Source organism: Stenotrophomonas sp. LARHCG68, assembly GCF_052871705.1.
This window is the reverse complement of the sequence record NZ_JBIXJV010000001.1, coordinates 66,077-79,576: the sequence shown is the minus strand read 5'-3', so window position 1 is coordinate 79,576 and position 13,500 is coordinate 66,077. Positions and strand designations below refer to the sequence as shown.

11 protein-coding genes are annotated in these 13,500 nt (G+C 66.9%); 2 read left to right on the top strand and 9 right to left on the bottom strand.

Annotation, left to right across the window (positions count from 1 at the left end; genetic code table 11):
- Positions 1-14 precede the first annotated feature (14 nt).
- Positions 15-1,679 (bottom strand): ATP-dependent RNA helicase RhlB, encoded by a 1,665-nt coding sequence (rhlB, locus tag ACIPR8_RS00330; RefSeq protein ID WP_446539806.1) that lies wholly within the window; start codon positions 1,677-1,679, stop codon positions 15-17.
- A 196-nt stretch (positions 1,680-1,875) separates the two neighbouring features.
- On the opposite strand from rhlB, the gene trxA reads away from it, so the two are divergent.
- Together trxA and rho are read left to right on the top strand one after the other, a co-directional pair.
- Entirely contained in the window at positions 1,876-2,205 is a 330-nt protein-coding gene (gene trxA / locus ACIPR8_RS00325; protein WP_132865896.1) for a thioredoxin TrxA, read from the top strand.
- A 232-nt stretch (positions 2,206-2,437) separates the two neighbouring features.
- Positions 2,438-4,186 carry a transcription termination factor Rho gene (gene rho / locus ACIPR8_RS00320; RefSeq protein WP_132865897.1) on the top strand — a complete coding sequence of 583 codons (1,749 nt, stop codon included), beginning with the start codon at positions 2,438-2,440 and terminating at the stop codon, positions 4,184-4,186.
- Positions 4,187-4,255: 69 nt separating this feature from the next.
- Here the strand turns inward: rho and ACIPR8_RS00315 are convergent, their stop codons facing one another.
- The 8 genes from ACIPR8_RS00315 to ACIPR8_RS00280 form a co-directional block, all read right to left on the bottom strand.
- Positions 4,256-5,146, bottom strand: a complete 891-nt coding sequence (locus ACIPR8_RS00315) for an energy transducer TonB (protein ID WP_446539805.1) — start codon at positions 5,144-5,146, stop codon at positions 4,256-4,258.
- Positions 5,147-5,235: 89 nt separating this feature from the next.
- A complete protein-coding gene (locus ACIPR8_RS00310) occupies positions 5,236-6,072 on the bottom strand; it encodes an energy transducer TonB (RefSeq protein ID WP_446539804.1) in 837 nt (278 codons plus the stop codon).
- A gap of 119 nt (positions 6,073-6,191) precedes the next feature.
- Positions 6,192-7,922 (bottom strand): bifunctional isocitrate dehydrogenase kinase/phosphatase, encoded by a 1,731-nt coding sequence (gene aceK / locus ACIPR8_RS00305; protein WP_446539803.1) that lies wholly within the window; start codon positions 7,920-7,922, stop codon positions 6,192-6,194.
- A gap of 268 nt (positions 7,923-8,190) precedes the next feature.
- Positions 8,191-8,607: a roadblock/LC7 domain-containing protein gene (locus tag ACIPR8_RS00300; protein WP_132865912.1), complete on the bottom strand. Its 417-nt coding sequence runs from the start codon at positions 8,605-8,607 to the stop codon at positions 8,191-8,193.
- Positions 8,600-9,148, bottom strand: coding sequence for a GTP-binding protein (locus ACIPR8_RS00295; protein WP_132865913.1), 549 nt, complete (start codon positions 9,146-9,148; stop codon positions 8,600-8,602). The genes ACIPR8_RS00300 and ACIPR8_RS00295 overlap by 8 nt, the downstream gene beginning before the upstream one ends.
- Complete coding sequence (locus tag ACIPR8_RS00290) at positions 9,145-10,110, bottom strand: hypothetical protein (RefSeq protein ID WP_323438559.1); 966 nt, start codon at positions 10,108-10,110, stop codon at positions 9,145-9,147. Before ACIPR8_RS00290 ends, ACIPR8_RS00295 begins: the two co-directional genes overlap by 4 nt.
- A 272-nt stretch (positions 10,111-10,382) precedes the next feature.
- On the bottom strand, positions 10,383-12,614 hold the full coding sequence (locus tag ACIPR8_RS00285; RefSeq protein ID WP_446539802.1) for an NADP-dependent isocitrate dehydrogenase: 2,232 nt from the start codon (positions 12,612-12,614) through the stop codon (positions 10,383-10,385).
- Between the two features lie 401 nt (positions 12,615-13,015).
- Positions 13,016-13,498, bottom strand: coding sequence for a hypothetical protein (locus tag ACIPR8_RS00280; RefSeq protein WP_132865916.1), 483 nt, complete (start codon positions 13,496-13,498; stop codon positions 13,016-13,018).
- Positions 13,499-13,500: the final 2 nt, after the last annotated feature.

Genomic DNA, 13,500 nt, shown 5'->3' with positions numbered 1-13,500 from the left:
CCGGGCCGGGCCGATCAGCTGCCGGAAAGCATCCGGCGGATCTTGCGGCCCAGGCGGGTCAGGAACGAGTCGTTGTCACTGCCACCGCGCATCGACTTGGCCTGTACCTGCACCGGTGCATTGGCCACGGCCGGTGCGGCCACGCCCTCGGCACCTTCGACCGGACGCCCGTGGCGACGACGACGGCGCTTGCGCGGGGCGCGCTCGCCTTCCACCGCCGGGGTGCCCGACGCATTCGGTGCGCTGCTGGCGGTGTCCGGGCGCGGCGGCTTCGGTGCGGCAGCCTGCTCGCCTTCCACGCGCGGCTTGCGCTCACGACGCGGACGGCCATCGGCACCACGCTCACCACCGCCACGGCGCTCGCCGGGCTTGCCGCCCCGGCCACCACCACGACGGGCCTCGTCGGCGGCCTTCTGCTCGCGGGCTTCGCGGAAGATGGCCCCCACGCTTTCGTTCTCCTCACCCTCGGCGCCTTCCACCGGCGCGCGCTCCGGGCGCGGCAGGGGGGTCAGCAGCTCGCTGGTGACGGACTCGACCGGGATCTTCTGCTCGATGTAGGCCTCGATGTCCGGCAGGCTCATCGCATAGCGTTCGCAGGCGAAGCTGATCGCATCGCCTTCCTCGCCCAGGCGCGCGGTGCGGCCGATGCGGTGCACGTAGTCCTCTGCATCGAACGGCAGGTCGTAGTTGTAGACGTACTTGATGCCGTCGATGTGCAGGCCGCGGGCGGCCACGTCGGTGGCGACCAGGATTTCCAGCTGGCCCTTCTGGAAGCGGTTGAGCAGGCTCTCGCGCTTCTTCTGCGGCACGTCGCCGGACAGCACGCCGACGCGGTAGCCGGCCCGCTCCAGCGCGCGCGCGACGCGCTCGACGAACACCTTGGTGTTGACGAACACCATGGTGCGGGCGCCTTCGCTGCGCGACAACAGGCCCAGCAACAGCGGCAGCTTCTCCTCGTCGGCCGGGAAGTAGATGCGCTGGCGCACGCGGTCGGCGGTGACGTGTTCGGTCTCCACCACCAGCTTCTGCGGCTCGTTCATGTGCTCGTAGGCCAGCTCCAGCACGCGGTGGCTGAGGGTGGCGCTGAACAGCAGGGTCTGGCGCGTGGTGCGCTCGGGCATGCGGCGCAGCAGGAAGCGGATGTCCTTGATGAAGCCCAGGTCGAACATGCGGTCGGCTTCGTCCAGCACGCAGATCTCGCAGGCGTGCAGCGACACCACCTTGTGCTGCTTGACGTAGTCGATCAGGCGGCCCGGGGTGGCGATGATCACGTCCACGCCCTGCTGCAGCAGTTCGCGCTGCTTGTCGTAGTCCACGCCGCCGTACACCAGCGCGAAGCGCAGGCCGGAGTCGGAAGCGAACTTCATCGCGTCCTTGTGGATCTGGATGGCCAGCTCGCGGGTCGGCGCCAGGATCAGCGCGCGCGGGTCTTCCGGCTTGCGGTCGGCCAGCGCCGGCCGGGTCAGCAGCCGGTTGACCACCGCCACCAGGAAGGCCAGCGTCTTGCCGGTGCCGGTCTGTGCCTGCCCTGCCACGTCGCCGCCTGGCAACGCGACCGGCAAGGTCAGCGCCTGGATCGGGGTACAGCGGGTGAACCCTGCTCCTTCAAGCCCTGCCAGCAATGCTGGCTGCAGTTCGAAGGAGGAAAACGTCACATCGGTCAGCGGTTTGTCGCTCATTATTCTGTCTTTGTAGTGCCAGGCGGCCAGTGTGGCCGGGCGGCTTGCATCAATACGGGCACCGTCGCACACTGCGGCCCCTGCGCCGGGTCGCGCGGCTTGGGCTGTACCCTTTCTGTCCGCGCAATAACCCAGTTTACCGCAATGCGACGGTCAACCCGGCATCGACAGTCGCATTGACCCAGGAGACTCACAAGTGAGCGATAAGGTTTTACACGTCGGCGACGCCGACTTCGACAGCGCCGTCCTGCAGTCCGGCGAACCGGTCCTGGTGGATTTCTGGGCGGAATGGTGTGGCCCGTGCAAGATGATCGCCCCCGTGCTGGACGAGCTGGCCGACGCCTATGACGGCAAGCTGAAGATCGTCAAGCTGAACGTGGACGACAACCGCGCCACCGCGGTGAAGTACCACGTGCGCTCGATCCCGATGCTGCTGCTGTTCAAGGATGGCCAGATCCAGGCCACCCAGATCGGCGCCGTCGGCAAGGGCCAGCTGAGCCAGATGATCGACAAGGCCCTGGCCTGATCGATCCACCCGGCCCGGTGGCGCTCCGCCGCCGGGCCATGCGGGCCTTGCCAATACGGCGGCCCAACAGGGTTTCCGGGCAACTTGCACCCCCGCGCGCGGCGGTGTTAGTGTCGTCCTATCCGGCAGCGTTCGCATGCCGCACCCTCCGGCCGGGTTCTCGACCGGATCACTCCCAACCAGTTCGCCGCCCCCAGGGCGCTCGCACGTCTTAGCGAGAGGAATCAAGCACTTGTCCGAGAACACTCCTTCCGAAACCGGGAGCCCCGACGCGCCCGTCGAGAAGCGCGTGCGCAAGCCGCGTGTCGCCAAGGCCACCGAAGGCAGCGATACCAGCGCCGCCCCCGCTCCGGCCCAGCCCGCACTGCCGCTGCCGCCCGCCGCACCGACGCCGGCTCCGGTTGCCCAGGAATCTTCCGCCCCGGCGCCCGCTGCCGGCGGCAACGACAGCCCGGCCACTTCCGGCAACGCCTCCGGCGGCCAGGAAGGCGGCGAGCCGCGCGGTGACGGCAACAACCCGCAGCGCCACAACAACCCGAACGGGCAGCAGGGTGGCCAGGGCCAGCAGCAGGGCCAGGGCAACCGCCGCGACCGTTTCCGCAACCGCCGCGACCGCGACCGCAACAACCGCTTCCGCGACGACAACGGCATGCCCAACGAGGGCGGCAACGAGAACTACGCGCCGCGCCCGATGCCGAGCGTGCCGGAAGGCTTCCCGGTCTACTCGCTGAGCGACCTGAAGCGGATGCCGGCGCAGAAGCTGCTGGAAATCGCCGAGCAGCTGCAGATCTCCGAAGGCGTGGCCCGTGCCCGCAAGCAGGACGTGATCTTCGCGCTGCTGAAGGTGCTGACCCGCCACGGCGACGGCGTCGCCGCCGACGGCGTGCTGGAAATCCTGCCGGACGGCTTCGGCTTCCTGCGTGCAGCCGAGGCCAGCTACCTGGCCGGCCCGGACGACACCTACATCTCGCCCAGCCAGATCCGCCGCTTCAACCTGCGCACCGGCGACCACCTGTCCGGCCGCATCCGCTTCCCGAAGGACGGCGAGCGCTACTTCGCGCTGTCGATCGTGGACACCATCAACGGTGAGCCGATCGAAGCATCGAAGAACAAGGTGCTGTTCGAGAACCTGACCCCGCTGTTCCCGCGCAAGCGCTTCACCCTGGAGCGCGGCAATGGTTCCTCCGAAGACATCACCGGCCGCATCCTCGACCTGATGGCACCGCAGGGCAAGGGCCAGCGCGCCCTGATCGTTTCGCCGCCCAAGGCCGGCAAGACGATGATGATGCAGCAGATCGCCACGGCCATCACCACCAACCACCCGGAAGTGCACCTGATCGTGCTGCTGGTGGACGAGCGTCCGGAAGAAGTGACCGAAATGCAGCGCACCGTGCGCGGCGAAGTGGTCTCCTCGACCTTCGACGAGCCGGCCGCGCGCCACGTGCAGGTCGCCGAGATGGTGATCGAGCGCGCCAAGCGCCTGGTCGAGCACAAGAAGGACGTGGTGATCCTGCTGGACTCGATCACCCGCCTGGCCCGTGCCTACAACAACGTGGTGCCCAGCTCCGGCAAGGTGCTCACCGGTGGTGTCGACGCCAACGCCCTGCACCGCCCGAAGCGTTTCTTCGGTGCCGCGCGCAACGTGGAGGAAGGCGGCAGCCTGACCATCATCGCCACCGCGCTGGTTGAAACCGGCTCGAAGATGGACGAGGTGATCTACGAGGAGTTCAAGGGCACCGGCAACAGCGAAGTGCACCTGAACCGCCGCATCACCGAGAAGCGCGTCTACCCGGCGATCGACATCAACCGTTCCGGCACCCGCCGCGAAGACCTGCTGATCGAGCCGGAGCTGCTGCAGAAGATCTGGATCCTGCGCAAGCTGCTGCACCCGATGGACGAAATCGCCGCGATGGAATTCCTGCTGGACAAGATGAAGAACACCAAGTCCAACGACGAGTTCTTCGGTTCGATGAAGCGCTGATCCGATCACCGGATGCGTTGCAGCAGAAAGCCCCGCGCAAGCGGGGCTTTCTGTTTTCCCGGCAGGAAATCAGCCGCCCTGCAGCGGGGTCAGCAGGCGCGGGCCGGTGTTGCGGTCGGCCATGTAGACGCCGCCTTCGGCCAGGCTGTCGGGGGAGGTCTCCACGTTGCGGTCTTCCGTGCGCCAGGGCGCACGCTCACGCGGGCCGGCCACATAGCTGACCCAGCGACCATAGGTTTCGGCCCCCTTGTCCCGGCCGGGGTCCATCGCGTAATTGATCGGCACGCGCACGTTCCAATAGGGCAGCGAGGCGACGTCACCTTCGGTGGGGACCCGGAACGTCCAGCCCTTCGCCGCCGCTATCGCATTGCGGGCCAGCACCTCGCGGAAACGCCGCTGGTCGGATTCACGGCTGAGGAAGGTCAGGTTCACCTGCTCGGCGAAGGCATCCTCGACCTTTCCGTCGCGGCCGACCTTCACCAGCAAGTAGACGCTGCCGGTTGCGCCTGCGCGGAAGGCCAACTCGGGATACCGCGGCGGATTCATCTGGATGCTTGCGACGTTCTGCGGATCGGTGGAGTCGTACTTCTGGAAGCTCACCCCACGCAGGCTGACCTCGTAGCTGCCGCCCTCCAGCTTGCGCGCGACCACCCGCAGGCTCATCGGTGCCACCGCGCGGACCAGCTTCCCGTCCACGACGATGGGTTCGAAACGCCACTGCAGCGCACTGTCGCGCACCAGCTTGACCACGCCCTCGGGCAACGTCTCCTCCTGGCGGAGCACCAACCTGGACACCGATCCATCGGTCTCGATATGCACATCGCCACTGACCAGCATGCTGCTTTCCACCTGCTGGCGGACCTGCGCCACGCTGCCCGGCGACGGCTCGGCAACCACCATCGAGGGAAGGCCCAGCAACAACACCCCGGCCAGGCCCAACGCGCCGATTCGAACGTTCATGCTCACATCCTTGAGATTGAAGTGCCCCGATTACAACGCAAACCGGATGACCGCATCAATCACGCCACGCCGGGATACCTGTCGGTTGCTCAACCGCCTTGCAGCGGGGTCAGCAGGCGCGGGCCGCCGTTGCCGTCGGCCATGTAGACGCCACCCTCCTCCAGGGCATCCAGCGAGAGCCAGGTCTGCGCGGCCGATTCCGCCCATGGCGCACGCTCGATGGGTCCGGCCACGTAGATCTGCCAATGGCCGTACCCCCTTACCGCCGGCTGTGCTCTATCGGTGAAGGAGTAGTCCGCCGGCACCCAGACATCCCAATATGGGCGACCCGCAAGGTCTCCTTCCGTAGGTGTGCGATAGCTCCACTTCAACGCCTGCTCGATCGCACTCTCGGAGAACAACTGGCGGAACTTCAGCTGATCCCGTTCGCGGCTGACGAACTTCAGGTTGACCTGCTCGGCGAATGCCTGCATCACCTTGCCATCCCTGCCAATCCGCAAACGCAGGTAAACGGTGCCGCCAACACCAAGGTCAATGGCTTCACGCGGATAACGCGGCGGCGTCGTGCTGATACATGAAAGACCGCGCGGATCATCCTTGCCACCGCCGATGAAGTTCACTCCGCGCAGTGCTACCTCGAAGTTGCCGTCGTCCCGTTGCTTGGCCACTACCCGCAGGCTGACCGGCACCTTCGCGCGCACGGGCTGACCCAGCTCGCGAACCGGCTCGAACCGCCATGGCAGTACCGTGGCGCGTACGTAGCCGGCAATGGCCGTCGGCAGCATCTCTTCCCTGTCCAGTTGCAACGAGGCGACCGTGCCCTCCTCGCTGAGCAGCAGCTCCCCCTTGACGAGCATGCTGCGCTCGATGCGCTCGCGCACCTCCGTGATGCTGCTGCCTCCGGCTGCCATACCGGTGCCGGACATGCCGAACAACACCCCGGCCACCATCACCCACGCACTGAACCTGCCATGCATAGCCCACCCCGTTGGATTCCCTTGGTCGGCGGATTACAGCGCAGGCATCGCCCGGCCGCAATGCCCCCTCAGGCCACGCGCAGCGCGCGCGGATACGGCGGGGTGTCGGGGAACTCACCCCTGCCGAAGCCCTGCTGCAGTCCCTGCCACCACGATGGCTCGAACAGCTCGCCGTAGCGCTCCTGCACCACGTCCAGCAATGCGCGGGGCAGGCCCATGAACAACGCGAAACGTTCCGGGAACACGTCGTTGGGCGCGACGTGGAACCACGGCTCGCTGGCCATGGCCTCCTCCTCGCTGCGCGGTGTTGGCCAGGCCCGGAAGTTGCAGTCGGTGACCAGGCACAACTCGTCGTAGTCGTAGAACACCGCACGGCCGTGCCGGGAGACACCGAAGTTCTTCAGCAACATGTCGCCGGGAAAGATGTTGTTGCAGGCCATGTCACGGATGGCCTGCGCGTAGTCCAACGCCGCGGCGCGGGCCGCTTCACTGCCCTGCTCGCGCAGGTAGAGGTTGAGGGGCCGGAAACGGCGCTGCACGTAGCACAGCGCGATCACCACGTCGCCGCCTTCGACCTGCACGCTGTGGCTGCATTGGGTGACCAGCTCATCGAGCAGTTCCGGCGCGAAGCGACTGACCGGGAAGCGCAGGTGGCGATAGGGCTGGGCGTCGAGCAGGCGGCCGATGCGGTCCAGGTTGAAGACCAGCGCGTACTTCTCCTCCACGTCCTGCCGGCTCATGGTCTTGGGCCAGGCGAAGCGGTCGCGGATCAGCTTGAAGACCAGCGGATAGCTCGGCAGCGTGAACACCGCCATCACCATGCCGGGGGTGCCTTCGGCATGCACCAGCCGCTCGTTGGCATGCTGCTGGAAATGGCTGAAGAAGGTGCGATAGCGCTCGGTCTTGCCCTGCTTGGCGCGGCCCAGCACGGTGTAGATCTCATCGACCGGCTTGCCCGGCAGGATGCTGCGCAGGAACACCACCGCGTCGGCGACGGTGGGCAGGTCGGCCTGGAAATAGCTGCGCGAGACACCGAACAGATGCGCCACGTCGCGGCGTCGGCTCAGCACCGCTTCCACGCGGATGCCTTCCTCCCCGTTGACCAGCGCGATCACGCAGGGCGAGAAGCGGTGCTCACCGAACACGCGCCCAACCAGGTATGCACGGCGCTCGCGGTAGAACACGGTCTCCAGCAGTTCGATGGCTCGCACCGGGTACGTGCCCCAATGGGCCAGGTCGTCCTGCAGGCGCACCGCGATGGCCGCGGCGCAGCGCAGGCGATGCTGGTAAGGCACGTCGAAGGCATAGTCGGCGAGCAGGCGCGAGAACGCATCGGCCGGACGCGCTTCGGAAACGGCGTAGACATGACGCGCAACCGGGTGGGTGATGGCATCGGACGGCTCGATGTCCAGCGCCATGAACTCGATGTCGTCATCCACGCCATGGGTACCGAACAGGCGCCGGGTCAGGGTGTTGTAGAACGTCTTGTACAGCTCGCCATCGATGCGCGATGAAACCCGTGCGTCGAAGCACTGCTTCACTTCCCGCCACAGCGCCTGCGTGGGCGGGATGCCGGCCAGCAACGCCTGCAGTTGCGCCCGGCAGCGTGCCACGCACGCGTCGTACAGCTCGATGCGTTCCACCGCATCCGTCCTGGCTGCGCTCCAGTCGCGTGTCTGGAAGCGCGCGCGTGCCCGACGGGTAATGTCGGCGAAGCCCTGGTGGTAGTCCTCGAACCCCGCAGCGATGCCTTGGGCAAGCTTGTCCGCCAGGGCGGCACCGATGACCGTTGCATTCATCACGGCCGCACCGGCAATGCACGGACTGCAGGGAGAAGATGGGATCGCATGGCTGTCGCCGGAGGGGGGATGGACATGACCATACGACACCGCACGCCTCCCGCGACAGGGCGCCCGCCCGGCGGGAGCGTCCTTGGGCGTGAAGCCGGGAAGTCCACATCGCGCGAAAGGCCCCCCTCCCCCGCCCTCCCCTTGCCTGCGGCAAAGGAAGGGGGCGGTCCGTGTGTCGTCAGGCGTACCGGCTCGCCACCACCGCGGGCTCCAGCGCTCAGCCGCTGGACAACTCCGCCTGGATCTTGCGACCGCATTCGCGGGCGCTCCACAGCACGTGGCCGATCACGCTGCGTTGGCCGCAGGCGGCCATCAGCAACAGCGAACCACGCGCCAGCGGGATCGACTGCATCAGCACCTTGCCTTCGCTGGCTTCCAGCATCAGCACTTCCATCGTTCCCAGCGACAGCTCGCGACCCACCGCGCTGGCCAGCGCCAGCATCGCGCTGGTCATCGCCGCCAACCGCTCGCCACTGGACTGCTGCGTGGCCGATTGGGCCAGGGCGAAGCCGTCCACGCTGGCCACCACCGCCGCGCGCACGCCATCCACCGATTCGGTGAACTCCCTGAGCCGGGCATCCACCGCCGTGACTTCCCAGTCCTCCAGCACCGCTACCCCCCTTGGTTCACCCATGTGCTTCGACCAGTGCCGCCGCTTCCACCTCGCCCATCAACACGTCCATCAACATCATCACTTCGTCTTCCGACCGCGCATCGAACGGCACCAGGGGCAGCGGGCGCCCCGCCACCTCCTGCACGCGCAGCTGGCACGCATCCAGGTCCACGTCGGGTACCAGGTCGAACTTGGACACGCCCACCACCGCCGGAACCCGGTCGGCATGGGTGCGCAGCGTGCGCAGGTAGGTATCCAGTTCGGTCGCCACCTCCGGGCTGGAGGCATCGGCGAGGATCACCACGCCGCGCGCGCCCTGCAGCAACACCGGCCAGATGAAGGAGAAACGCTCCTGTCCCGGCGTACCGTACAGGCGCAGGCGGTCGCCGTTGGGCAGGCTCACGTCGGCATAGTCCATGGCCACGGTGGTGGCCAGCTTGGACGAACTGACGTCGGTGTTGAGCACGTCGGTATCGATCACGGTGCCACCGGCCACCGCACGCACCAGGGTGGACTTGCCGGCGCCCATGGCCCCGAGGACAACGATCTTGTGCTCGATCATGCATGCATTCCCGTGCGGCCGCGGACGCTGCGCCACATCCTGGCCAGCAAGGCACTGGCACCGTGCTTCTGCGCCACCGGCACCGGTGGCGGTGCATCGACCGGCACCTTCACCTCGGCGTAGCCACACAGGTAGGCCGAGCGCATGAACGCCCGCGTGGCATTGATGTCCAGGTCCAGCAGCTGGGTGCACTCGCTCAGGCTGCACGGCTTCTTCAACAGCAACGAGCACAGCCGGAACCCATCGTGCTGGTGGGCCAGTACGCGGAAATCCGGCCAGCGCAGCAGGTGCATCTGCGCGTTCTGCTGGAGGCGGCGTTCGAAATCGCTCCAGTAGTCGCCGTGCTGCGCCATCTGCCACAGCAACGGCCGCAGCGGCTGCCGCGACAGGTTTTCGGCCAATGCCTCGTAGCGCGCCGGCGAGAGCTCCTGCAAGGCGAGCAGTTCAAGCAGTTCGCCCAGTTGCTGGGCCAGCGTCGGTCCCGCGCCGGGGTGCAGGTAGAGCGGGACCGCCTGGTCATGCTCGAAATCGATCAGCAGTTGCGGCTGGCCCTGCAGCGTCAGCAGCGCCCGGCCTTTGCGCTCCTGCAGGCGCTGCCGCAACAGGCGGGTGACCTGCTTGGCGCCGCTGGCCAGGTACAGGCCATCGGTGGTGACATCGACCCGGGGGGCGAGCGCGGACTGGATCTGCTGGTCGTCCAGGAACACCGGCGTGGCCGCGCGTCCATCGTGTACGGCACCGTCGTCGTCGTGCATCCACAGCCGCATCGATGGCCGCTTGCTGGCCATGTGCAATGCCGCGCTGCGCAGTGCCGGTGTGTCGCGCACCAGCAACAGGTCGCATTGATCCAGGTCCACGCAGCGTTGCAGCGCCTCCGGCGGCAACCCCGCAGCCTTGCGCAACCGGCCGAGCAATACCTGCTCCTCACGGTTGTCAGAGCCCACCACCAGCACTCTGGTCATGCCTGTCCCCTTTCGACGCCGTGCGTCATGCATTTCCATGGCAGTCCAATGAGGCTATGCCAGATGCCGGCTGTGAAAGGGTGACTGCTCCCACAGTTCGATTTGTCAGGAAGTCTTTCACGCCTATACGTTCGTCGTAGGCATGCGTAGGCGGTAACCAAAATGAAAGAAGCCTGCATCCGACAACGGATGCAGGCTTCTCTTACGTGCTGACACCCGCAGCGGCTTGTGTAACGGCCGCTACTGAAAGGCGTCGTCGCGCTTCACATCACTCAACCCTTCAGCTTGGCCAGCGCCGCATTGAAGGTGGCGCTCGGGCGCATCGCCGGGCCGGCCTTGGCCAGGTCCGGGCGGTAGTAGCCGCCGATGTCCACGGCCTTGCCCTGCACCGCGACCAGTTCGTCGACGATGGTCTGCTCGTTGCTGGCCAGCGCCTCGGCCAGCGGTGCGAACCTGGCCTTCAGCGCAGCGTCGTCGTTCTGCTCGGCCAGGGCCTGCGCCCAGTACATGGCCAGGTAGAAATGGCTGCCGCGGTTATCGATGGTGCCGAGCTTGCGGCCCGGCGAGCGGTCGTTGTCCAGGAACGTGCCGTTGGCCTCGTCCAGCGCCTTGGCCAGCACGGCGGCGGCCTTGTTGTCGTAGCGCTGGGCCAGGTGCTCCAGCGACGCGGCCAGGGCCAGGAACTCGCCCAGCGAATCCCAGCGCAGGTAATCCTCTTCGACGAACTGCTGCACGTGCTTCGGGGCCGAACCACCGGCGCCGGTCTCGAACAGGCCACCGCCGGCCATCAGCGGCACGATCGACAGCATCTTGGCGCTGGTGCCCAGCTCCAGGATCGGGAACAGGTCGGTGAGGTAGTCGCGCAGCACGTTGCCGGTCACCGAGATGGTGTCCTGGCCCTTGCGGATGCGCTCCAGCGAGAACGCGGTGGCTTCCACCGGCGACAGGATGCGGATGTCCAGGCCGTTGGTGTCGTGGTCCTTGAGGTAGCGCTCGACCTTGGCGATCACCTGCGCGTCGTGGGCGCGGGCAGCATCCAGCCAGAACACCGCCGGGGTGCTGCTCAGGCGGGCGCGGGACACGGCCAGCTTCACCCAGTCCTGGATCGGCGCGTCCTTGGTCTGGCACATGCGCCAGATGTCACCGGCTTCCACGGTGTGCTCGAACACCACGTTGCCGGCGTCGTCGGTGACGGTGACCACGCCATCGGCCGGGATCTGGAAGGTCTTGTCGTGCGAGCCGTATTCCTCGGCCTTCTGCGCCATCAGGCCGACGTTCGGCACCGAGCCCATCGTGGCCGGGTCGAACGCACCGTGTGCCTTGCAGTCTTCAATCACCGCCTGGTACACGCCGGCGTAGCAGCGGTCCGGGATGACGGCCTTGGTGTCCTGCAGCTTGCCTTCGGCGTTCCACATCTTGCCCGAGTCACGGATCATCGCCGGCATCGAGGCGTCGACGATCACGTCCGACGGCACGTGCAGGTTGGTGATGCCCTTGTCGGAGTTGACCATGGCCACGGCCGGGCGCTTGGCGTATTCGGCGGCGATGTCGGCCTTGATCGCTTCCTGGGTGGCTTCGGGCAGCTGCGGCAGGCGCGCGTACAGGTCGCCGATGCCGTTGTTGGCGTCGAAACCGACTTCCTTCAGGGCGGCGGCGTGCTTGGCCAGCACGTCCTTGTAAAACTCCTCCACCACCACGCCGAACATGATCGGGTCGGAGACCTTCATCATCGTCGCCTTCAGGTGCAGCGAGAACAGCACGCCCTGCGCCTTGGCATCGGCCACCTGGGCGTCGATGAAGCTGGCCAGCGCCTTGCGGCTCATCACCGAGGCGTCGACGATCTCGCCGGCCTTGACCGCGGTCTTTTCCTTCAGCACGACGGTCTTGCCATCGTTCTGGACCAGCGCGATCTTCAGGCTACCGGCATTGGCCAGCGTGGCCGACTTCTCGCTGCCGTAGAAATCACCGCCGTCCATGTGCGCGACGTGCGACTTGGAATCGCCGCTCCACGCGCCCATGCGGTGCGGGTGCTTGCGGGCGTAGTTCTTGACCGACAGCGGCGCACGGCGGTCGGAGTTGCCTTCGCGCAGCACCGGGTTCACCGCGCTGCCCTTGACCTTGTCATAGCGCGCCTTGATGTCGCGCGAGACGTCGTCGGTGGGTGCGTCCGGGTAGTTCGGCAGCACGTAGCCCTGGTCCTGCAGCTCCTTGATGGCGGCCTTGAGCTGCGGCACCGAGGCGGAGATGTTGGGCAGCTTGATGATGTTGGCGTCCGGCTGGGTCGCCAGCTCGCCCAGCTCGGCCAGGTCGTCGCTGATCTGCTGGCCGTCCTTCAGGTAATCCGGGAACTGCGACAGGATGCGGCCGGACAGGGAGATGTCACGGGTCTCGACCGAGATACCGGCGGTGGCGGTATAGGCATCGACGATCGGCAGCAGCGACTGGGTCGCCAGGAACGGAGCTTCGTCGGTGAGCGTGTAGATGATCTTCGGCGTATTCGACATGGGGGCAGGAACTCTCTTGCTGACGGATGCGTTGCGTGGTGAACGGGGGTGGCCGGTGCAGCGGACGCGGGCAATGCCCGGCCCCGGGCCGGGCCGCCGTGGGGAAACCTTTGCATTGTCGCGTTTTCACCCGGGTCCGGCAAAAGCGCGCCATACGCAAACGTAGGGATGATCGCGGCGTTTCCAATGCAACCGTGCGCAGGCCTTGGCGTGCCTTGCATCACGGCCCGGTGCATGCTGCTGGTCTCAGCTGCAACCGATGCGGTTGTCCCGGGACAGGCCCGGCGGACGCGCAGGCGCGGTGGCATGCGGCCGGAAGCGGCGCATAAAAAAGGCGCAGCCAATCGGCTGCGCCCATGCGTACCACCGGCGGGAGAGAGTGCGCCGGTGGACGCCCTACCTCACTTCACTTCGAACTGCTGCGAGCCCGCCGACTTGCCATCGACGGTCACGTCGGCGGTGTACTTGCCTGCCGGCCAGCCGCTGGGCTTGGTGAACTCGACATTGGTGGTGCCGGTGTCGGTGGCATTGAGCGTCGCGCTCTGCTCACCGGCCACCTGGCCGTCCTGGTAGGTCAGCTTGGCGCCGACGGTGACATTGTTGGCGGTGCCACTGGTCTTCACCGAGACCACGATCTTGTCCTTGGTGCCGAGCATGGCCACCGGCGCCACGGACTGGTCGGCGGCAACGGTGTTGCCCACCGTCACCGAGGTGACGGACAACGCCGGCGCAGCCGGTTCAGCCATCGGAGCCGGGGCCGGAGCCGGGGTGCTGGCGGCCGGCGGCGGCGGTGCGGCTTCCTCTTCCTTCTTCTTGCAACCGACCAGCGCGACGGCGCCGATCACAGCGATCATCAGGGCACTGCTGAGCGAAGTCTTCTTCATGG

Bases quoted from the DNA above. Each gene is read 5' to 3' on its own strand.
- rhlB (WP_446539806.1), bottom strand. From the start codon at position 1,679: ATGAGCGACAAACCGCTGACCGATGTGACGTTTTCCTCCTTCGAACTG.
- ACIPR8_RS00315 (WP_446539805.1), bottom strand. From the start codon at position 5,146: ATGAACGTTCGAATCGGCGCGTTGGGCCTGGCCGGGGTGTTGTTGCTG.
- ACIPR8_RS00310 (WP_446539804.1), bottom strand. From the start codon at position 6,072: ATGTCCGGCACCGGTATGGCAGCCGGAGGCAGCAGCATCACGGAGGTG.
- aceK (WP_446539803.1), bottom strand. From the start codon at position 7,922: ATGAATGCAACGGTCATCGGTGCCGCCCTGGCGGACAAGCTTGCCCAA.
- ACIPR8_RS00300 (WP_132865912.1), bottom strand. From the start codon at position 8,607: ATGGGTGAACCAAGGGGGGTAGCGGTGCTGGAGGACTGGGAAGTCACG.
- ACIPR8_RS00295 (WP_132865913.1), bottom strand. From the start codon at position 9,148: ATGATCGAGCACAAGATCGTTGTCCTCGGGGCCATGGGCGCCGGCAAG.
- ACIPR8_RS00290 (WP_323438559.1), bottom strand. From the start codon at position 10,110: ATGACCAGAGTGCTGGTGGTGGGCTCTGACAACCGTGAGGAGCAGGTA.
- ACIPR8_RS00285 (WP_446539802.1), bottom strand. From the start codon at position 12,614: ATGTCGAATACGCCGAAGATCATCTACACGCTCACCGACGAAGCTCCG.
- ACIPR8_RS00280 (WP_132865916.1), bottom strand. From the start codon at position 13,498: ATGAAGAAGACTTCGCTCAGCAGTGCCCTGATGATCGCTGTGATCGGC.